At 53.2% G+C, this 19,928-nt stretch carries 18 protein-coding genes and 1 tRNA gene; 3 read left to right on the forward strand and 16 right to left on the reverse strand.

Annotated elements, in window-relative coordinates; all coding sequences use genetic code 11:
- Positions 1 to 115 precede the first annotated feature (115 nt).
- Together purE and BOW06_RS00825 are read left to right on the forward strand one after the other, a co-directional pair.
- Positions 116 to 628, forward strand: coding sequence for a 5-(carboxyamino)imidazole ribonucleotide mutase (purE, locus tag BOW06_RS00820; RefSeq protein WP_230208773.1), 513 nt, complete (start codon positions 116 to 118; stop codon positions 626 to 628).
- The gene (locus BOW06_RS00825) at positions 625 to 1,677 is read left to right on the forward strand and encodes a 5-(carboxyamino)imidazole ribonucleotide synthase (RefSeq protein WP_078459464.1); all 1,053 of its coding nucleotides are present in this window, start codon (positions 625 to 627) and stop codon (positions 1,675 to 1,677) included. Before purE ends, BOW06_RS00825 begins: the two co-directional genes overlap by 4 nt.
- Positions 1,678 to 1,783: 106 nt before the next feature.
- On the opposite strand, the gene BOW06_RS00830 is transcribed toward BOW06_RS00825, so the two are convergent.
- The 15 genes from BOW06_RS00830 to leuC form a co-directional block, all read right to left on the reverse strand.
- Positions 1,784 to 1,860 (reverse strand) — tRNA-Met (locus BOW06_RS00830).
- A gap of 75 nt (positions 1,861 to 1,935) precedes the next feature.
- Positions 1,936 to 3,450, reverse strand: coding sequence for an amidophosphoribosyltransferase (gene purF / locus BOW06_RS00835; protein ID WP_043118264.1), 1,515 nt, complete (start codon positions 3,448 to 3,450; stop codon positions 1,936 to 1,938).
- 2 nt (positions 3,451 to 3,452) lie between these two features.
- Entirely contained in the window at positions 3,453 to 4,010 is a 558-nt protein-coding gene (locus tag BOW06_RS00840; RefSeq protein WP_043118262.1) for a CvpA family protein, read from the reverse strand.
- A gap of 123 nt (positions 4,011 to 4,133) precedes the next feature.
- The gene (locus tag BOW06_RS00845) at positions 4,134 to 4,769 is read right to left on the reverse strand and encodes an SPOR domain-containing protein (protein WP_043118260.1); all 636 of its coding nucleotides are present in this window, start codon (positions 4,767 to 4,769) and stop codon (positions 4,134 to 4,136) included.
- 36 nt (positions 4,770 to 4,805) lie between these two features.
- A complete protein-coding gene (gene folC / locus BOW06_RS00850) occupies positions 4,806 to 6,107 on the reverse strand; it encodes a bifunctional tetrahydrofolate synthase/dihydrofolate synthase (protein ID WP_078455117.1) in 1,302 nt (433 codons plus the stop codon).
- Between the two features lie 30 nt (positions 6,108 to 6,137).
- Positions 6,138 to 6,989, reverse strand: a complete 852-nt coding sequence (gene accD, locus BOW06_RS00855) for an acetyl-CoA carboxylase, carboxyltransferase subunit beta (protein ID WP_043118259.1) — start codon at positions 6,987 to 6,989, stop codon at positions 6,138 to 6,140.
- Between the two features lie 6 nt (positions 6,990 to 6,995).
- Complete coding sequence (gene trpA / locus BOW06_RS00860; protein WP_078454421.1) at positions 6,996 to 7,856, reverse strand: tryptophan synthase subunit alpha; 861 nt, start codon at positions 7,854 to 7,856, stop codon at positions 6,996 to 6,998.
- Between the two features lie 88 nt (positions 7,857 to 7,944).
- Positions 7,945 to 8,568, reverse strand: a complete 624-nt coding sequence (locus tag BOW06_RS00865) for a phosphoribosylanthranilate isomerase (RefSeq protein WP_043118255.1) — start codon at positions 8,566 to 8,568, stop codon at positions 7,945 to 7,947.
- A 23-nt stretch (positions 8,569 to 8,591) separates the two neighbouring features.
- The gene (gene truA / locus BOW06_RS00870; RefSeq protein WP_078455118.1) at positions 8,592 to 9,377 is read right to left on the reverse strand and encodes a tRNA pseudouridine(38-40) synthase TruA; all 786 of its coding nucleotides are present in this window, start codon (positions 9,375 to 9,377) and stop codon (positions 8,592 to 8,594) included.
- A gap of 18 nt (positions 9,378 to 9,395) precedes the next feature.
- A complete protein-coding gene (locus BOW06_RS00875; RefSeq protein ID WP_078454926.1) occupies positions 9,396 to 12,641 on the reverse strand; it encodes a FimV/HubP family polar landmark protein in 3,246 nt (1,081 codons plus the stop codon).
- Positions 12,642 to 12,815: 174 nt separating this feature from the next.
- On the reverse strand, positions 12,816 to 13,940 hold the full coding sequence (gene asd, locus BOW06_RS00880) for an aspartate-semialdehyde dehydrogenase (protein ID WP_043118250.1): 1,125 nt from the start codon (positions 13,938 to 13,940) through the stop codon (positions 12,816 to 12,818).
- 39 nt (positions 13,941 to 13,979) lie between these two features.
- Positions 13,980 to 15,056 carry a 3-isopropylmalate dehydrogenase gene (leuB, locus tag BOW06_RS00885; protein ID WP_043118249.1) on the reverse strand — a complete coding sequence of 359 codons (1,077 nt, stop codon included), beginning with the start codon at positions 15,054 to 15,056 and terminating at the stop codon, positions 13,980 to 13,982.
- Between the two features lie 46 nt (positions 15,057 to 15,102).
- On the reverse strand, positions 15,103 to 15,747 hold the full coding sequence (gene leuD, locus BOW06_RS00890) for a 3-isopropylmalate dehydratase small subunit (RefSeq protein WP_043118248.1): 645 nt from the start codon (positions 15,745 to 15,747) through the stop codon (positions 15,103 to 15,105).
- 2 nt (positions 15,748 to 15,749) lie between these two features.
- Positions 15,750 to 15,884, reverse strand: coding sequence for an entericidin A/B family lipoprotein (locus BOW06_RS00895; protein ID WP_078452840.1), 135 nt, complete (start codon positions 15,882 to 15,884; stop codon positions 15,750 to 15,752).
- Positions 15,885 to 15,898: 14 nt separating this feature from the next.
- Complete coding sequence (leuC, locus tag BOW06_RS00900; RefSeq protein ID WP_043118246.1) at positions 15,899 to 17,299, reverse strand: 3-isopropylmalate dehydratase large subunit; 1,401 nt, start codon at positions 17,297 to 17,299, stop codon at positions 15,899 to 15,901.
- A 106-nt stretch (positions 17,300 to 17,405) separates the two neighbouring features.
- Here leuC and BOW06_RS00905 point away from each other — a divergent pair, with 106 nt between their 5' ends.
- Complete coding sequence (locus tag BOW06_RS00905; protein ID WP_043118245.1) at positions 17,406 to 18,275, forward strand: LysR family transcriptional regulator; 870 nt, start codon at positions 17,406 to 17,408, stop codon at positions 18,273 to 18,275.
- 58 nt (positions 18,276 to 18,333) lie between these two features.
- Here the strand turns inward: BOW06_RS00905 and murJ are convergent, their stop codons facing one another.
- Positions 18,334 to 19,875 carry a murein biosynthesis integral membrane protein MurJ gene (gene murJ, locus BOW06_RS00910; RefSeq protein WP_043118243.1) on the reverse strand — a complete coding sequence of 514 codons (1,542 nt, stop codon included), beginning with the start codon at positions 19,873 to 19,875 and terminating at the stop codon, positions 18,334 to 18,336.
- Positions 19,876 to 19,928 lie beyond the last annotated feature (53 nt).

Genomic DNA, 19,928 nt, shown 5'->3' on the forward strand with positions numbered 1-19,928 from the left:
GATTGAGCGCATAAGCGGCAAATCCGTCTAGCATGTTTCTGTTGCCAGATAGAGAGGCAGACACCAAAGCATCCTGATCGCATATTTTTCATATATTAATAAAGTGAACAGTTTTATGAGTACACAAGGCGAAAGCATGCCACGGGTTGGTGTGATCATGGGATCAAGCTCCGACTGGGAGACAATGCAGCATACCGCTGACACCCTGGAAAAGCTGGGCGTCCCGTATGAGGTCGAGGTTGTCTCTGCACACCGCACACCCGACAAGCTATTCAGCTATGCCGAAAATGCCACGCAAAGAGGGCTGGAAGTCATTATTGCCGGTGCAGGTGGAGCGGCTCATCTTCCCGGCATGGTTGCCGCCAAGACACCTATCCCGGTACTGGGCATTCCTGTTCAGTCAAAGGCCCTGAACGGCATGGACTCCCTGCTGTCGATCGTTCAGATGCCTGCCGGCATCCCTGTTGGTACACTTGCCATTGGCCGTGCAGGTGCGGTAAACGCCGCACTCCTGGCTGCAAGTATTGTTGCCAACCATGATGAAAAGATACGCAATGCTCTGAACGACTTTCGGAAAAATCAAACCGAAACCGTCCTGAATCACCCTGACCCGAAGAACCCGGCATGATCATAGGCATCATCGGCGGTGGCCAGCTTGCCCGGATGATGGCCCTGGCCGGAATCCCGCTGGGTATGCGTTTCATCTTTCTTGATCCTGCGGAAGATGCCTGTGCATCTGCCCTCGGTGAACACCTCTGCGGTGAATATGATGATCGGGAGTTGTTGAACTACATGGCTGAAAAGGCCGATGTGGTCACCTACGAATTCGAGAATGTACCTGCCTCCGCGATCGAATATCTCAACGACAAGGTTGGTGTCGCGCCTTCTGCAGAGGCGCTGGCAACAGCCCGTGACCGTTTAAACGAAAAAAACCTCTTCAGGGAACTCGGTATTCCCACGGTTCCATTTGCGACCGTCGATTCCTTTGGAGATCTGCAGCTGGCTGTTGAAGAGATTGGTCTGCCGGCCATTCTCAAAACGAGAGTGTTTGGATATGACGGAAAAGGCCAGGTCCTGCTGCGAGATGAAGCTGATCTGCAACAAGCCTGGGACAAGCTGAAAGCAATCCCGTTGATTCTTGAAGGGTTTGCCAGCTTTCAACGTGAAATCTCGATTGTCAGCGTACGTGGGCATGATGGAGAAATTCGTTTTTACCCGCTCTCCGAAAATGTTCATCGAGACGGGATTTTGAACACATCAGAGAGTCTTCCTGATGATCCCAAGCAATCCGTGGCTGAAGAGTACGCAAGACGAACGCTTGAGCGCCTTGACTATGTTGGTGTTTTGGCAATCGAGTTTTTCGATATTGGTAAAGGCCTCATTGTCAACGAAATGGCTCCGCGTGTTCACAATTCCGGGCACTGGACAATCGAGGGTGCCCTGACCAGTCAGTTCGAAAATCACATTCGTGCTGTCGCCAAACTCCCCTTGGGCAGCACAGATGCGGACGGTTATGCCAGGATGATCAATTTTATTGGTGAGATACCCGAGATTCATGATCTGCTCTCCAACGAAACCTTGCATCTGCATCACTATGACAAAAAGCCCAAGCCAGGCAGAAAGGTTGGCCATGCAACCTACTGGTCAACCACCAAAATCGAGCACGACAGCACTTAGCATATTGATAGCGCTGCGCGATCAAAATTGCTCCCGGCAATTTTGTCGAACCCTGTTCTCATCCACCCTGAAAAGACAAAACCCGGCAGAGCCGGGTTTTGGGATATGGTAGCAACGGGTGGATTCGAACCACCGACCCCAGCATTATGAGTGCTGTGCTCTAACCAACTGAGCTACGTTGCCTTGAAGGCGCCAGATTATAAGTGACTCTCCGCACCTTGTCTATGCCCTTGTGGCACCAAGTTCAATCCGGGCGTTTCAAGCCTGGTTGTGCAGGTCGATAACATTGCCCTTATTGTTGTCACGCTCCTGCTTGGCCTCGTCGTTGCGGCTGGCCTCAAGGTTATCGAGATAGGCGGCATCCACATCGCCAGTGACATAGTCACCGCTGAAGACCGAGGTATCAAAATGTAGCGCCTTGCTGCGGGTCTTTTTCTGCACAGCATCGATGAGATCATCCAATTCCTGGTAGATTAGGCGATCTGCACCGATATATTCTCCAATCTCCTCTTCTGTGCGGCCAAAGGCGACCAGTTCACTGGCTGCCGGCATATCGATACCGTAAACATTGGGATAGCGCACTGGAGGCGCTGCAGAGGCGAAATAGACCTTTTTGGATCCAACATCACGTGCCATTTGCACAATCTGCTTCGACGTTGTGCCACGCACGATTGAATCATCAACCAGAAGAACATTCTTGCCTTTGAATTCGAAATCGATGGCATTAAGCTTTTGCCTGACTGATTTTTTGCGCGCTTTTTGCCCGGGCATGATGAATGTGCGGCCAATATAGCGGTTCTTGATAAACCCCTCGGCATATTCAATCCCGAGCCTCTGTGCAAGTGCGAGTGCGGCGGTGCGACTCGTATCGGGGATCGGGATCACCACGTCGATATCGTGATCTTCCCACTCTTTCTTGATTTTCGCAGCGAGGCGCTTGCCCATGCGCTGACGCGCCTTGTGGACAAAGATCTCGTCGATGATGGAATCTGGGCGGGCAAAGTAGACGAATTCGAAAATACAGGGGTTCCAGACCGGTTTTTCTGCACACTGGCGAGTAAAAAGTTCTCCGCTGGCACTCACCATCACAGCCTCACCCGGCTCGATATCGCGGACGCGCTCAAAACCGCCTGCATCCAGTGCCACGCTTTCGGAAGCGATCATGTACTCGGTACCAGCTTCTGTTTCGCGCTTGCCGAAGCAGATGGGACGAATACCGTGCGGGTCACGAAAACCGATGACACCAAAACCCGGAATCATGGCGACTGCTGCGTAACCGCCACGACAGCGTTTATGCAGCGCTTCGATTGCCTGGAAAACATCTTCCGGGCCAATACGCAGTTTGCCCTGGCGTGAAAGCTCGTGGGCAAAGATATTCAGCAGTATTTCGGAATCGGAGTCGGTATTGATGTGACGCAGATCGGAGGCAAACAGCGCCTCTTTCAACTCGTCTGCATTGGTCAGGTTGCCGTTATGGGCAAGCGTGATGCCATATGGGGAGTTGACATAGAAAGGTTGCGCTTCGGCGGAAGAGGAGCATCCTGCCGTCGGGTAACGTACGTGGGCCACGCCCATGTTACCCTTGAGGTTGAGCATGTGTTCCGCTTCGAAAACATCACGAGCAAGGCCGTTATCCTTACGCAGGTGCAGCTTGTCTCCCTCGCAGGTGACGATACCCGCCGCATCCTGTCCACGGTGCTGCAGTACCAGCAATGCGTCATAAAGTGACTGGTTAACTGGCTGGGTCGCTACAATTCCAACAATACCGCACATGATCAGACGCCTCTTCTCTCAACCGGTGCCAACGGCTCTGCCGGCGCCTCGGTTGCAGGTGTATTTTCAGGTGAGAACTCCAGATACTCGCCGATATCCTGTGGCAGCATCTCCTTGAGGGTGATGGCAACACGTTCGAAATGAGGAATCAGTTTAGACTCCTTCCACCATGGATCCTGTGGGAACGGGGTGACGCCTGCGAGCATGACGACGACCGCGATAATAATTGCGCCGCGAATCGCACCAAACAACAGGCCGACAACACGATCGGTGCCAGTCAGTCCTGTTTTGTCGATCAACATGCCGACCAGCCATGTCACCACTGCACCGAGAATCAGCATGGTGATGACAATCACGGTGAATGCCAACGCCAATTGCAGCGACGGGGCTGAAACCCACTGCGCAAACACGGGCGCCAGATCACGGAAGAAAATCCAGGCGATCCAGAAAGCGATGACCCATACAAGGAGCGACAGAGCTTCCAGCAGGAAGCCCCGGAAAAAACTGATGATCACGGAAATACCGATGACCGAAAGAATTGCGATATCTGCCCAGTTCACGGCGAATTGAAATCCGGTTACGGGAAAGTGGGTATTCTAGCAGAACAGAATCCGGGGAAAAGGAAAAATGGAGAGATTCATCTCCTTTCTGGTCACACCGGGGGTTCTAGATGATTCCGGGATTCAGGGAAACGAGATGACTTTACCCTTGAGCTGGAACTCTTTTTCGATAATCGCCAACTGACGGTCAGCCTCCGTACGCTTCTCGAGAGGCCCGACTCGCACCCGGTAGAGCGTCTTCCCTTTCACTTCGATTGGCTCAATGAAGGCAGATCTACCAGTCTGGATGAGGCGTTTTTTGAGCTTGTCCGCGTTACTGCTTTGTCCAAAGCTGCCCGCCTGGATCACCCAGCCCTGGGTGACGACCTTGCCCTGCAAGGGGGTCTTGGCCGACTGGGTCGATGTTGATGCAGCCTGTTGGGGCTGTTTTTCAGCGGCTGGTTCCTGCACAGGAGCACTATCATTCATCTTGACGACTTCTGTCGGAACCATGATTTCGTCAGTTGGGGCTGCATTGGCTGGCTGCTCCATCACCTCGCCAACCGGTAACTCGTAACGCTGCACTTCCGCAGGCGCAACCGGTTCGGCAATCGTCGAGGCACTCTCTTCCGGTATCAGGTCAGTAGAGAAATTCTCCTGCGGCTGCTCAGGAATCAGCGGCCCCAGCTCAATTCTGGAAGTTTTCTCCTCGAGCAGCATGGGCACAAAAATCACCACAAAAGCCACCAGTACAATTGCACCCGTCAAACGTTTCTTCATATTGACAACTTACCCAGTTGAAAACTATTAAACCGATTATAGCGTTTTGGAAGAAAAATATTCCAACGCCGCCCCCGCCACCTCGAATGAGCCGAAAATGACTAAACCTCCATCTGCACCTGCCGCAGATCGCGCTGACTCGACAGCCTGTTTGAAACTGCCGTAGGCATCGATGCTGCCCTCCACTCCACCTTGCCTGATTTTTTCTTGCAAGATTTCAGATGATGCAGCACGCGCATCCTTAAGTACATAGATATGCCAGCGCGAGATTAGTTCACGTAACTCTTCAGCAATCGTCTCAATAGGCTTGTCTGCGTAAAAGGAGGCAACTGCATGCCACTCCTTGACTTCATCATGGGTACGCATGGCATCAGCGAGTACCGCTGCAGCCTCCCTGTTATGTGCTACATCTACAAACACCAATGGATTACTGCCAACCTGCTGGAAACGCCCTGCCAGCGATACAGTTTTCAGCCCTGTGGCAATTGCTGCCTTATTGACTGGCAGAGACTCGCGCATGGAATCGAGCAGGGCAATCACTGCTGCCGCATTGTCGAGCTGGTGCTTACCTGGCATTAGGGGGAGTGGCAACGCATGATGTGCTGTCTCATTCCCCTGCCAATGCCACTCATCACCACTGACAGATAAATTATAATCGTGTCCGCGAACAAGCGCTTTCGCACCCACTTGCCCTGCCACACTGTGCAAGCTTGCCGGCATATCCGGACGCGCAATAACGGCAGGTCGGCCGGCCCGCATCACACCCGCCTTTTCTACAGCAATCTGCTCCAGGTCATCGCCCAGCCAGTCCGTGTGATCAAGGCCAATCGAGGTAATGATCACACCATCGGCATCAAACAGGTTTGCAGCATCCAGGCGCCCGCCAAGCCCGACTTCGAGCACAATGACATCCACCCCGCTCTGCACAAACAGCAGCATGGCAGCGAGAGTCCCGAATTCAAAGTAGGTAAGAGGTGTGTCACCGCGCGCATTTTCGATCTGTTCGAATGCAGAACAGATATCCGTATCGGAGGCCTCGTTGCCATCGATACGAATGCGCTCGTTGTAACGCACGAGGTGTGGAGAGGTATATGCTCCGACGTGAAAGTCCGCGGCAATCAGGATAGCTTCGAGAAAAGCGACACAGGAGCCCTTACCGTTGGTACCGGCAACGGTGATGATACGTGCATCAGGCGCACCCGGGTGCAGTAGCTTCCACACCCTGCCGATGCGCTCAAGTCCGAGGTCAATCTCTGATGTATGAAGTTGCAGCTGATAGTTCAGCCAGTCGTCAAGCGATGCGCCGACCGACGGCTTGTCGCCACAAGAGGCTGTCATTTAACCGGGATATTTCATGAAGGATTCGGGTTAGCGTTGCGTCATCATCTGCAATAGCCGGTGCAGCCTGTCGCGCATCTCTTCACGTGGAATAATCATGTCGATGGCACCATGCTCAAGCAGGAATTCACTGCGCTGAAAACCGTCAGGCAGGGTTTCGCGTACAGTCTGCTCAATAACACGTGGACCGGCGAAACCGATCAATGCGCCCGGTTCTGCAACATTGATATCACCAAGCATGGCAAGACTTGCCGAAACGCCACCCATGGTGGGATCTGTCATTACCGAAACAAAAGGAACACCCTGCTCTCGCATTTTTGCCAGTACAGCACTGGTTTTTGCCATCTGCATGAGTGAAAAGAGTGATTCCTGCATGCGCGCGCCACCACTTGCAGAGAAGCAGATCAGTGGAGATTTTTTTTCCAGTGCAATATTGGCCGCACGTACGAAACGCTCACCAACGACTGAACCCATGGAGCCACCCATGTAGGAGAATTCGAAAGCAACCGCAACCACGGGCATTTTCTTGAGAGTGCCATGCATGGCAACCAGGGCATCCTTCTCACTTGTTGCTTTCTGTGCAGCGGTAATGCGGTCACGATATTTTTTACTGTCTTTGAACTTCAGTGGATCGGTAGGCTCGAGAGTGGCACCGATCTCTTCACGCTCACCACTGTCGAGAAACAGATCAAGGCGACGGCGGGCATTGATACGATTATGATGGCCGCACTTGGGGCAGACATCATAATTTCGCTCGGTTTCCGAACGGTAGAGGATCGCACCACAGCCGTGGCATTTTTCCCACAGGCCTTCAGGAACCACCTTCTTGCTGCTACCTTCCGTACGAATACGACTAGGCAATAATTTTTCGAACCAGCTCATATTTTTCTATTCCCGGGTTTGAAGTGCACTACTCAACTCTGTCACGAATTCGCCGACGACGCGATCGACTGCATCCAGTGATGCTGCCTCGGCCTCGATGCGGCTTACAATCGCACTGCCAACAACCACGGCATCGGCAATTTCAGCCATTTTCGCTGCCGTCTCTGCATCCTTGATACCAAAACCGACGCCAACTGGCAAATCGGACAATGCACGAATCTCTTCAACTTTCTCTTTTACCGAGCCGATATCCAGGTGGCCTGCACCTGTAATACCCTTCAGTGAAACATAGTAGACATAACCACTCGACGCATCACAGATGCGCTTGATACGTGAAGCATCACTAGTTGGCGCAATCAGGAATACCGGATCAAGCTGATTTGCCTTGAGTGCCTGCAGGAACTCGCTGCCCTCTTCCGGCGGCAGATCCACGGTCAGCACTCCATCAACACCCGCCTTGCTTGCTGCCTCGGCAAAGGCCTCGTAGCCCATCACCTCGATCGGATTGAGATAACCCATCAGCACCACTGGCGTGTTGGCATCGCTGTTGCGAAACTCCCTGACCATATCAAGTACATCATGCAGGCTGACATCATGTTCCAGCGCGCGCTCGGCAGCACGCTGAATCACCGGACCATCCGCCATCGGATCGGAAAAAGGAATGCCCAGTTCAATAATATCCGCACCGGATTTAACCAGCGTGTGCATCAGGCGCAGAGTTGCTTGCGGCTGCGGGTCACCTGCGGCGATGTAGGGAATCAGCGCGCTGCGCCCTTCCATTTTCAGGGCGGCAAAACGTTCGGCAAGAAACTCATCATCGGCAAGATATTTCTCATACGCCAGACGTAGTTCATCGAGTGCGCCCATCAGGGTCTCTGAAACGAATATGCCGCCGTAGGGCCCAAAGTGCCCTCTCTCATCGGGCATTTCATCCCATTTAATCTGCTTGTTTGTACTATTGCTTTGCAACTTCAACTCCCTGCATAAAACTCTCTATCGCCGCGTGGCTCTTCACCCCCGGCGACTCTTCAACTCCACCACTGACATCAACAGCCCACGGGTGTACCTGTGTTATTGCATCACCGACATTGTCGGGCGTCAGGCCACCAGCGAGGATAATATCTCCAGCCAGTTCCTCCGGAATCAGCGACCAGTCAAAACTCTCCCCTGTACCACCCGGCACACCAGCCTTGTATGCATCGACCAGCAGGGCAGACGCAGAAGCGAAGTTTTCACGCTCCTTGTGCAGATCGGTATCTTCGCGCATCCTGATCGCCTTGATGTACGGTAGTCCATGCTTCTGGCAGTAGTCGGGGCACTCATTGCCATGAAACTGGATGATGTCGATTGGTACTGCCTCGCGCACCTCCCTGATCAATACCGCTTCTGCATTAACGAACAGCGCCACCTTGCTGACAAAAGGCGGCAGAGCATCACAGATCTCCCGTGCCTGGGCAATATCAACATTGCGCGGACTCGGCGGATAGAACACCAGGCCAATCGCATCGGCACCGGCTTTTGCTGCCGCAACACCGTCCTGTGGCCGTGTAATGCCGCAAATTTTAACCCGCGTTCTCATTGAATAAAAGGAGCCTCTGAAACTCAGTCCGTAAATGGATGCCGCTCTGCGATATGTGGCAGAACGAACTGATCCGGGTAGTTTACACGGTTAAAGTAAAGTCCGTCAGGTGGTGCTGTCACACCTCCGCGGGTCCTGTCTTTCATTTCAAGAATATCCTGCGCCCATCCCGTGTCGGCATCACCCTTGCCGATAGCAATCAGCACACCTGCAAGGTTCCGCACCATACGGTGCAGGAAGGCATTTGCCTCCACGCGCAGTTCAATAAGATCGCCTCGCCTGCTGACATCAAGCCGGTGCAGCGTACGCACGGGGCTCTTTGCCTGGCAACCGAGCGCACGATAGCTACTGAAGTCATGTGTACCCAGTAGCGCATTGGCTGCAATCTGCATTGGCTCTACATCAAGTGGACGATGCACCCAGGTAGCACGACCAGCAAGCAGTGCCGAGCGGCTGTTACGATTGAGAATGAAATAGCGGTAGCAGCGTCCGATTGCCGAGAAACGCGCATGGAAGCTGTCATCCGGCATCTCCTGCGCCCACAGGATATTGACGTCGTCAGGAAGGTTTGCGTTGCTACCCAGCACCCACGCCTTGGGAAGACGTTGACTGTGCGTATCAAAGTGAATGACCTGTTCGACGGCATGGACACCCGCATCCGTCCGTCCGGCGCAGTGCACGCGAAGCGGGTGGTCAGCAACGCTGGCAAGCGCTTTTTCAACGACACCCTGTACCGTGCGCACCCCGTCCTGCAGCTGCCAGCCGTGAAAGCGGGTACCGTCGTACTCAACGCCTAGCGCGATACGCACGCCGTCTCGCGACCTTGTCTAGCCGAGCTGTTCTATCAGCTCATTAATCACGCTCTTCTGCGTCGCATTGCCCTTCTCGAGAGCCTCTTCGAGCATACCTCTTGCACCATCGGTGTCACCCATGGTGATAAAGACTTTCGCAAGGTCAATCATGGTATCCACGTCATCAGAAGATGGCTCTGCGGCTGACTCAACGGCTTCCGCCTGGGAGTCAGCGTCGAAGTCGGCAAGCAGATCATCACTCTCTTCAACTGCGGGCGCATCGCTTACGCCGGCGAGCAAGTCAACACCTTCTACCTCTGCAGGCTCGTCACTGGTACCAGCCAGCAGATCAATATCCTCTTCCGAAGCCTCTGTGAAGTCATCCAGTATGGAGTCCAGGTCTTCCTCTGCACTCTCAACAGCAGCCTCAAGTGGCTCCTCTTCAGCTGAAGTATCGGTATCGGAAAAGATTTCAAAATCGATGGTATTCGAATCATGCTCTACAGTAGCCGACTGCTCTTCCTGGCCGCCAATGTCAGTGCGACCACCCTCATCACGCGGCATGAGCAACTCATCGACATCAAAATCGAGCAGATCGTCCTGACCGGACTCTTCTGCCTGCAATTCATCATCAGGCTCAGCTTCAAGTTCTGGTGTCTTGAAGGATTCTTCAGCTGCCGTATCATCTACTAGCGGCTGGGATTCTTCTTCGACTTGCCTCTCTTCTTCCCTCAGATTCCAGTGGTCATTCTCCATTTCACGAACTTTGTCGACAACCTTGCCGGGACCTTTGGCTGCAGGGATAGTAGCACCATCAATGATTTCACCTGTGAAAAGATCATCGTCCTCATCTCCGAGCCCCTCAAAGTCACGATCAAAGTCGAGATTGTCGAGCGATGGTTCACCATCATCTACGGACAGGTTTTCGACATCCTCATCGAACACGTCCTGCTGAGCCGCTTCCTGATCTGTAGCATCGTCGGTTTCCGCTTCGAAGACATCCTCGCTGGTGTGATCAGCTTCGTCGGATTGCTCTTCTTGCGACTCATCTGATTGATCGCCAGCGTAACGACTCTCAAAATCGTCGAGCACCGCCTCGAGTTCAGCGAGCTTGGTCGATTCATCAATGTTGAGCTCCTCTACCGGCTCCACATCAAAATTACGACCGAGATCGAAATCCACCTCGTCATCGACATCATGAAGTATTTCTTCCACTTCATCGTCGAATTCGTCTTCAATAGCAGCTGCATCGACAAATTTTCTGTCTGCACTTCTCTCTTCAGTTTCTGCCTCATCAAATCCTTCTGGCAACGGCTCGTCAGAACGCGTGCCACGTGCTATCAGCGCAAGCAGGAAGAGCAGAATCGCAACGATAGCTCCAACACCTGCATACTGATAAGTCACCGGCAGTGCATGCATCTGTTCCAGATAACGACCTTCATCCACGTCAAAATCCATCCGCTGCATGGAGTCCTTGATAAATCCGCCCGCATCTTCCATAAAAGCAAATGATTTTTCTATGAAGCCAGACTCCTCAATGTAGTCCATGGACTTTTCGACATAACCTTCCACAAATACCAGCAGAGGCGTACCATCAGCAGCACCGCCTGATGGCGTCTTATTGGCCTGAGGTTCTTCTGCCAGTGCTGCTGGCTCGACGACCTTTGGCTCTGTTGCAATTGGTGCTGGCTCAATTGCCTGCGGTTCAGCTGCTGGTGCAGGCGTTTCTGTCACCGCGACTGGCTGCTGGGGGCTTTCTACAGCTTCTGCCTGCGCAGGCTGCTCTTCCTGCTGCATCGGCTCTGCTGGTGCTGCCGTTTCTACGGGTGTTACAGGCTCTGCAGGTGCGGCTGATTCTGGCACCGCTACAACCCAAGGCACCTCTTCAACCCCAGGTACCTCTTCAACCTCTGGCACCTCTTCAACCTCAGGTGCAGCTACGATCTCCGGCACCTCTACAACTCCTGGTACAGCTACAATCTCGCCGGGCATGAATGTCTCTTCTTCAGGCTCTGCTTGTGTAGCCGCGGGTATTTCCGGTGCAACCTGCGGAGTAGGCTCCTCTGCTACAACTGCCGCTTCCTCCTCAACTGGTGCAACCGGGACTTCAGGCACCGGCTGACCTTCGGCCAGGCCCTGTTCATTCAGACGACGATAGAACGCCTGCATTTGAGCAAGCTGCTCATTTTTCAGTGCGATCAGCTCCTGGCTCAGCTTGAGCTGCTCCTCAAGCTTGTTGAGTCGCATGCGTAAATCATCCGTCTCTTTTTTCGCAGAGGCGAGTTGCTCTCGCAGCAGTGCTGATTCGTTCGAACCCTGTGTCGCTGCACCACTCTCCTGGGCTCCTTGTGTTGATGCTGACGTGGCCGCCTCAGTCGCGGATGCCAGTTTCAGCCTGCCACCTTGCTGTTGTGGAGCAGTGACTGTTCCAGGCTCCACGTAGGAGATATCCTGTGAACCTGGCATGAGTGGATCAGCCGAAGCAATGGCCGTACCAGCCTTCCACGCCTTTTCATGTGCAAGAATGCGCTTGTTCGCATCGGCTTGCGGAATTGCGGCCATCAGTTCTGCAGGCGGCACCCTCAGAACCTGCCCACTTTTCATCAGGTGCATGTTGCCGCCGTAGAAGGCGTTCGGATTCGCTTCCAGCAAGCCAACCACTGTCTGTTGAACGGTTACACCGTCAGGCTTGACGAAAGTTGCATAGGTCCACAGGTGGTCACCTTTACGGGTACGCGCCAGCATCAAGGCGCCAACAGCCGGACTGGCAGGTTGTGTTCTGACAGGAGGCTTTGCAGAGACACTCGGCACACTTGGCTGTTTCGCTACTGGCAGCCTTGCCTTCTCAGGCACAGGCAGAACAATCGGATCGACCGGGGCTACCCGGCTCATTGCATAAGTTGGCGGATCCAGCAGGATGGTGTAGTCACGCAGCGTCTTGCCTGTTGACCAACTCGCTTCAACGACAAAGCTGAGGAAAGGATCTGATACGGATGTGGCTGTTGTGACCAGGATGCGTGGGTTTTTGCTGTTTCTGTCGAATTGAACCTGTAATGCATCGGTCTGTGCATCCCATTCGAGACTCGCACGGGCAAACTCCGCCTTTGAAGCGAGTTGCGCCTTGAGAGTGGCCAACTCTGAAGCTTTGGCCTGCTTGATCTCGATCGCGGCTTTCAGAGGCTCGTTGATGTAAGAATCAACATGTACTTGCCCGAGGGTTAACGCGTAGCTGGCTGCAGACTGTAAAAATACAAACAAGCCGAGAAGAAACGGGTGTCTCATCTAAATTCTCTCCGCACCATCTGAGATGCCTTGGTCAGTTCAAATCGAATCAATGTTAATCCGTCGGCTACACCTTGGGCGCAGCTAAAGAAATATCGTTATCTATATTAATATGAATAGTAGCGATATATTCCCCAGACTGCACCCATTTTCTGAGAAAAACAACAGCAAAAATCAGCTGCTCAGAAGAATATTCAACATCCTGCGCAGTGGCTCGGCAGCGCCCCACAATAACTGGTCGCCGGCAGTAAAAGCAGAGAGGTAATCGGGCCCCATGCTCATCTTACGCAGACGCCCAACCGGTACCTGCAGTGTGCCTGTGATTGCAGCGGGACTGAGATCACTGATCGAGATGTCACGATCATTTGGCAAGACACGCACCCAGTCATTTGCAGAAGCAAGGATAGCCTCGACTTCATCTATCGGAACATCCTTTCTCAGCTTGATGGTCAGCGCCTGGCTGTGGGAGCGCATCGCACCGACACGTACGCACAAGCCATCGATCGGAACCGGGTTGTCACCGCGTCCGAGAATCTTGTTGGTTTCAACACCGCCTTTCCACTCTTCCTTGCTCTGGCCGTTCTCCAGCTGCACATCGATCCACGGGATCAGGCTGCCTGCAAGCGGCACACCGAACTGGTCAGTCGGAAAGGCATCACTGCGCATGGCAGCCGAGACCTTGCGATCAATCTCGAGGATAGCCGAGGCAGGGTTAGCAAGCTCCTCTTCAACAGAGGCATGAATGGCGCCCATCTGGCTGATCAGTTCACGCATGTTACGCGCACCGGCACCCGAGGCTGCCTGGTATGTCATGGCGGTTGTCCACTCGACAAGATCTTCACGAAACAGGCCACCAAGCGCCATCAGCATCAGGCTGACAGTACAGTTGCCGCCGATAAAGTCTTTCTTGCCGTCAACCAGCGCCTGGTCGATAACCTCGCGATTAACCGGATCGAGCACGATAACACTGTCATCGGTCATGCGCAGGCTTGATGCCGCATCGATCCAGTAACCTTTCCAGCCACTGTTACGCAGGTCTGCATAAACGGACTTGGTGTAATCACCACCCTGGCAACTGACGACTGCATCCATCTGCTTCAGCTCTTTGATATCCGAAGCATCCTTGAGCGCAGGAATCGCCTTGCCGATATCAGGACCGGCCTGTCCAGCCTGGGAAGTTGTAAAAAAGACCGGCTCATCAATCTGCGCAAAATCATTCTCTTCGCGCATACGATCCATCAGCACGGATCCAACCATGCCACGCCAACCTACAAATCCAACCCGCTTTAGTTCACTCATTGTGATTCAAACCTGCAATCAAAAATTTCCAACTTCAATTCAATTTAGCGCTGCAACAACTGCATCGCCCATCGCTTCACAGCTGACCTGCTGCATGCCTTCAGACATGATATCTGCCGTGCGCAAGCCATCGTCCAGCACCTTGTTGACAGCCGTCTCAATGGTGTCAGCCATTTGTGGCTCGTCGAGGGTATAACGCAGCATCATGGCAACCGAGAGAATGGTTGCGAGCGGATTAGCCATATTCTGTCCTGCAATATCCGGTGCCGAGCCGTGAATCGGTTCATACATACCCTTGCTGTTCTCATCCAGCGAGGCAGAAGGAAGCATGCCGATTGAACCCGTCAGCATTGCTGCAGCATCGGATAGGATGTCACCAAACATGTTGGTGGTCACCATCACGTCAAACTGTTTTGGTGCACGAACCAGCTGCATGGCGGCATTGTCGACATACATGTGGCTGAGTTCCACGTCATCGTAGTCCTTGCCCGCCACGGTGACGATCTCGCGCCATAGCTCGGTACACTCGAGAACATTGGCCTTATCTACCGAGCAGAGTCGCTTGCCGCGCTTCATTGCAATGTCGAATGCCACGCGTGCGATGCGGTCGATCTCGACTTCCGAATAGACCAGGGTGTTGTAGCCTTCACGCTGCCCGTCGTCACGTGTGTGTACACCACGTGGCTTGCCGAAATAGATACCGCCGGTCAGTTCGCGCACGATCATGATGTCCAGTCCGGATACAATCTCGGGCTTGAGTGACGATGCATCTGCGAGCTGCGGATAGAGAATCGCGGGGCGCAGATTCGCGAACAGGTTGAGTTCAGAACGCAGTCCGAGCAAACCTTTCTCGGGACGGATCGCTATGTCCAGTGATTCCCACTTGTGGCCGCCCACAGCGCCGAGCAGGATCGCATCTGCCTCGCGTGCAATTTCGAGCGTTGCATCGGGCAGTGGTCCGCCGGTTGCATCGATGGCAGCACCACCAACCAGCGCCTCATCCATCTCGATATCGAGACCATGCTCGTCGCGCAAGCGCGCAAGCACCTTGACTGCCTCGGTAACAATCTCGGGACCTATGCCGTCTCCCGGCAAAATAAGAATTTTCCTGGACATGATTTTATATCTCTAAAGCTTGTTGAATTCAGTAATGGGATTCCGTTCAGGATCCGCTAAACAACCACGGTGCCTGTGCAGCGCGCTGCTTCTCGTAACTGCGAATCTCGTCGACGTGCTGCAGTGTCAGGCCGATATCATCGAGCCCTTCAAGCAGACAGTGCTTGCGAAACGGATCAACATCGAAGCTGACAGCATCACCACCAGCCGGGGTGATGGTCTGCGACTCGAGATCGACATCAATCGTCAGAGCCTCTTCAGCACTGGCCATGGCAAACAGCGCATCTACCTGTTCAGCAGAGAGTGCAATCGGCAACAAACCGTTCTTGAAGCTGTTATTAAAGAAGATATCGGCAAAACTCGGAGCGATAATCACGCGGAAGCCGTAATCCTCAAGCGCCCATGGCGCATGCTCACGCGATGATCCACAACCAAAATTGTCACGCGCAAGCAGAATTTGCGCACCCCTGTAACGCGGATCGTTGAGTACAAAATCCGGATTCAGGGGGCGGCTGCTATTATCCATGCCCGGCTCGCCGCGATCGAGGTAACGCCATTCGTCAAACAAGTTAGGTCCGAAACCGCTGCGCTTGATCGATTTCAGGAACTGCTTCGGAATAATGGCGTCCGTATCCACGTTGGCACGGTCGAGCGGGCATACAACGCCCGAAAAAGCGTTAAATTTCTGCATGATTATTTTGCTGCTTCCTTCTCAATTGCCGAACCTGCTTTCTGGACATCCTTGCCGACGCCCTTGACGGTTTCACAGCCGCCCAACAGTACCAATGTGACTAAAGCAATAAACAGAACAGATAACTTTTTCATCATTAATCTCCTAAATACTACGAACGAATATCTACAAAATGTCCGTGGATGGCAGCAGCTGCAGCCATCGCCGGACTCACGAGGTGGGTGCGTCCACCGGGACCCTGGCGCCCTTCAAAGTTACGGTTGGAAGTTGATGCGCATCGCTCACCTGCTTCCAGCCGATCTGCGTTCATGGCAAGACACATTGAACAACCTGGTTCACGCCATTCAAATCCGGCCTCGATAAATATCTTGTCGAGCCCCTCTTCCTCGGCCTGCGCCTTGACCAGTCCTGATCCGGGTACCACCAGTGCCAACTTGATATTGTCCGCCACCTTTGAGCCCTTGGCAATCGCCGCCGCAGCTCGCAAATCCTCGATACGCGAGTTGGTGCAGGAGCCGATAAATACCTTATCGACAGCAATATCAGTGATAGGAATACCAGCCTCAAGCCCCATGTAATCGAGTGCTCGCTGCATACCCTCTGCCTTGACGCTATCACTCTCTTGCGCCGGATCTGGTACCTGTCCACAGACGCCAACCACCATTTCAGGAGAAGTACCCCAGGTCACCTGTGGCTCAATCGATACAGCATCAATATGTACAACCGTGTCAAACTCTGCACCCTCATCCGAGTGCAGCGTGTTCCAGTAACCAACCGCCTGCGCCCACTGCTCACCCTTAGGTGCATATGGACGTCCTTCGACGTATTCAACAGTTTTCTCGTCTACTGCAACAAAACCGGCCCGGGCACCGCCCTCGATCGCCATGTTACACAGCGTCATGCGTCCCTCGATGGAGAGATCACGAATCGCCTCACCACCGAATTCAATTGCATGACCGGTACCACCGGCAGTGCCGATTTTGCCGATCACGGCAAGAATAATATCCTTGGCAGTCACGCCCTCGCCAACCTTGCCGTCGACACTCACCAGCATCGCTTTCGACTTGCGCTGGATCAGGCACTGGGTAGCCAGCACGTGCTCAACTTCCGATGTACCGATGCCAAAAGCCAATGCACCAAAGGCACCATGTGTGGCAGTGTGTGAATCTCCGCAGACGACTGTCATACCAGGCAATGTCGCTCCCTGCTCGGGACCCACGACATGCACGATACCCTGGCGGATGTCATCCATCTTGAATTCTGTGATACCGAATGCATCACAGTTATCATCGAGGGTATCGACCTGAAGTTTCGATACAGGATCTGCAATGCCCTGGTCACGGTCCGTGGTCGGCACATTGTGATCCGGCGTCGCGAGATTGGCATCGATTCGCCACGGAGAACGTCCTGCAATCCTCAAACCTTCAAATGCCTGCGGCGAAGTCACCTCGTGTACCAACTGGCGATCGATGTAAAGCAACGCAGTGCCGTCATCGTCATATCGCACCACGTGGTCATTCCAGAGTTTGTCGTAGAGTGTTTGCGCCTGCATTTGCAACCTGCCTTTCAATCAATTAACGATAATGAGCATAGTTCCCAACCAACCATAAAACAAATTCATATTTTTCATTACAACCATTCCAATATAGAATAGATGTATGGATATTCACACTCTCTCGGTTTTCATTGAAGTTGCACGCAGCGGCTCCTTTTCACGCGCTGCAGAAAACCTCTATCTGACCCAGCCGGCGGTCTCCAAGAGAATCGCGGCGCTCGAGAACGAACTCTCGGCTCCGCTTTTCAACCGTATTGGCAGGCATATCTCGCTAACAGAGGCGGGAGAGATCCTGCTTCCCAAAGCACTACAGATGATTGCCGATGCCGACGAGATGCAGCGTGCCGTCAACAGCCTGTCAGACCATGTCGGCGGTAAGCTGTTAATGGCGACCAGTCACCATATTGGTTTGCACCGGTTGCCGGGTATCCTGCGTAATTTCAGCCAGAGCTATCCTGATGTTGAGCTGGATATTCGCTTCATGGATTCTGAAGTCGCCTGCCAACTGGTTGAACAGGGTGAACTCGAGATGGCAATCGTCACCCTGCCGACAGACAAGCCTGAAAAACTGCAGCTGGAACACCTCTGGACAGATCAGTTGAAAGTCGTCGCCGCGACTGACCATCCACTACCGTCAGAACGCCATGTGCCACTCGATGAGTTGACTGCCTATCCGGCCGTATTGCCCGGACCGACGACCTACACAAGACAGATTCTCGAGAAGGCATTTTCCCGGCTCGGCTTACAGCTCACAGTCAACATGTCGACCAACTACCTTGAAACTCTGAAAATGCTCGCAGAAACCGGGCTTGGCTGGAGCGTGATTCCGCACACCATGCTGAGCAGTGAACTCAAGATCATCGACTGCGAAATGAAGTTGACTCGTCATTTAGGCGCAGTCACACATCGTATGCGCACGTTATCGAATGCAGCCAAGGCGATGTTGGCGATGGCGAATCAATCGAGGGATTAAGAGATTACAGACAGAATCGCCATAGTGGCAGGGCTCCTACAATTTGAATCTGATTATCTTAAGCTGCTTTACCGCTGAAATCCCCCTTCCTGACACCCAGCGCCAACAGCACACCAAAATAGACCAGCACCCCTGTTACTATCCATAACAGCAGCTGCCATACTTTCCAGCCTTGCGCTGCCTGTAGCCAGGTCTCAAGCATTGGCATCTGCCACCAAAGCAACAATCCCATGACGAAAGAGGCTGTGACAGTTTTAAACAGCAACATGCGCCATCCTGCGGGTGGCATGTAGATATCAAGACTACGAAGGCGCAGATACAGGAGACTCGCATTGACTGTGGCCGAGATAGTCGTTGCCAATGCCAGGCCAACATGCCCCATCGGGCTGAACAGAATCAGGCTCACCGAAACATTGACAAGGATGGCGATAATTGCAAATCGAACAGGTGTCTTCGTATCCTGTCGCGCATAGAAGCCCGGCGCAAACACCTTCACAAGTAGGAAAGGCAGCAGGCCAAATCCGTATGCCATCAGGCTCAGGCGAGACATCATCACATCATTACTATCGAACACAGTGGACTGGAACAGTGTACTGATCAGCGGCCCTGCCATGACAAAGAGACCGACTGCAGCAGGCAGGCCGAGCAAAATTGACCAGCGAAGCCCCCAATCGAGCAGACGTGAAAACTCGGCAGGCGTAGACGAGTTATGCGTTCTCGACAGTGATGGCAAAATCACCGTGGCAAGTGCTGCTCCCAGAATCCCGACCGGAAACTCCATCAAGCGATCCGAGTAATAGAGCCAGGAGATACTGCCCTCGACCAGCAGCGAGGCGATCAGGGTATTCAACAATAGACCGATCTGTGTCGCAGAGGCACCAAATACGGCAGGCCCCATAAGACGAAGAACCTTGAGTACACCCTCATCCTTTTTACTTGGCTTGAATTTTGGCAATAGCCGCAAGCGATGCAAAAACGGCAACTGGAAAGCGAACTGCGCAATACCGGCAATCAGCACACCCCATGCCAACCCCATGATCGGAGGATCGAAAAAGGGAGTTAAAAAGTATGCTGCGGCAATCAGGCAGAGATTCAGCAGTACTGGTGTAAATGCCGGTATACCAAACTGCCCGTGCGTATTGAGAATACCTCCGGCAAAGGCCGTTAGTGAAATAAACAGCAGATAGGGAAAAGTCAGGCGCAGCATATCGCCGGCAAGTTGAGCCTCGCCGGTTTCACCGAAATACCAGCCCGGTGCGACCACGGCGATTAACAGGGGTGCGCCGAGGACACCAAGCAAAGAAATCAGCAGCAAAAACAATCCGAGTGTTCCCGCAACGTGATCAATGAAGCTCTTCAGGTCATCGAAACTTCGCGTCTCCTTGTATTCGCTAAGCACGGGCACAAAAGCCGCGGCAAAGGCACCCTCGGCAAAGAGGCGACGAAACAGGTTGGGTATCTTGAAGGCAACAAAGAATGCATCGGTGTGTGCATCAGCACCGAACAGGCGAGCGAAGACCAGGTCACGGATAAAACCGAGTATGCGTGACAGGCCGGTATTACCGCCGACCTTGGTAAGAGCACTGACGAGTCTGGACATCGATGACGCCAACAGTTAAAAGCTAAAGAGTAAAGGAGAAAGCAGAAAAAAGA

It is taken from the genome of Solemya velum gill symbiont (assembly GCF_002020255.1).
In the GTDB taxonomy this organism is placed as follows: Bacteria; Pseudomonadota; Gammaproteobacteria; order Chromatiales; family Chromatiaceae.

Excerpts from the sequence above, each read along its gene's own strand:
- purE (WP_230208773.1), top strand. The coding sequence starts at position 116 with ATGAGTACACAAGGCGAAAGCATGCCACGGGTTGGTGTGATCATGGGA.
- BOW06_RS00825 (WP_078459464.1), top strand. The coding sequence starts at position 625 with ATGATCATAGGCATCATCGGCGGTGGCCAGCTTGCCCGGATGATGGCC.
- purF (WP_043118264.1), bottom strand. The coding sequence starts at position 3,450 with ATGTGCGGTATTGTTGGAATTGTAGCGACCCAGCCAGTTAACCAGTCA.
- BOW06_RS00845 (WP_043118260.1), bottom strand. The coding sequence starts at position 4,769 with ATGAAGAAACGTTTGACGGGTGCAATTGTACTGGTGGCTTTTGTGGTG.
- folC (WP_078455117.1), bottom strand. The coding sequence starts at position 6,107 with ATGACAGCCTCTTGTGGCGACAAGCCGTCGGTCGGCGCATCGCTTGAC.
- accD (WP_043118259.1), bottom strand. The coding sequence starts at position 6,989 with ATGAGCTGGTTCGAAAAATTATTGCCTAGTCGTATTCGTACGGAAGGT.
- trpA (WP_078454421.1), bottom strand. The coding sequence starts at position 7,856 with ATGGGCGCACTCGATGAACTACGTCTGGCGTATGAGAAATATCTTGCC.
- BOW06_RS00865 (WP_043118255.1), bottom strand. The coding sequence starts at position 8,568 with ATGAGAACGCGGGTTAAAATTTGCGGCATTACACGGCCACAGGACGGT.
- BOW06_RS00875 (WP_078454926.1), bottom strand. The coding sequence starts at position 12,641 with ATGAGACACCCGTTTCTTCTCGGCTTGTTTGTATTTTTACAGTCTGCA.
- asd (WP_043118250.1), bottom strand. The coding sequence starts at position 13,940 with ATGAGTGAACTAAAGCGGGTTGGATTTGTAGGTTGGCGTGGCATGGTT.
- leuB (WP_043118249.1), bottom strand. The coding sequence starts at position 15,056 with ATGTCCAGGAAAATTCTTATTTTGCCGGGAGACGGCATAGGTCCCGAG.
- leuD (WP_043118248.1), bottom strand. The coding sequence starts at position 15,747 with ATGCAGAAATTTAACGCTTTTTCGGGCGTTGTATGCCCGCTCGACCGT.
- BOW06_RS00895 (WP_078452840.1), bottom strand. The coding sequence starts at position 15,884 with ATGATGAAAAAGTTATCTGTTCTGTTTATTGCTTTAGTCACATTGGTA.
- leuC (WP_043118246.1), bottom strand. The coding sequence starts at position 17,299 with ATGCAGGCGCAAACACTCTACGACAAACTCTGGAATGACCACGTGGTG.
- BOW06_RS00905 (WP_043118245.1), top strand. The coding sequence starts at position 17,406 with ATGGATATTCACACTCTCTCGGTTTTCATTGAAGTTGCACGCAGCGGC.
- murJ (WP_043118243.1), bottom strand. The coding sequence starts at position 19,875 with ATGTCCAGACTCGTCAGTGCTCTTACCAAGGTCGGCGGTAATACCGGC.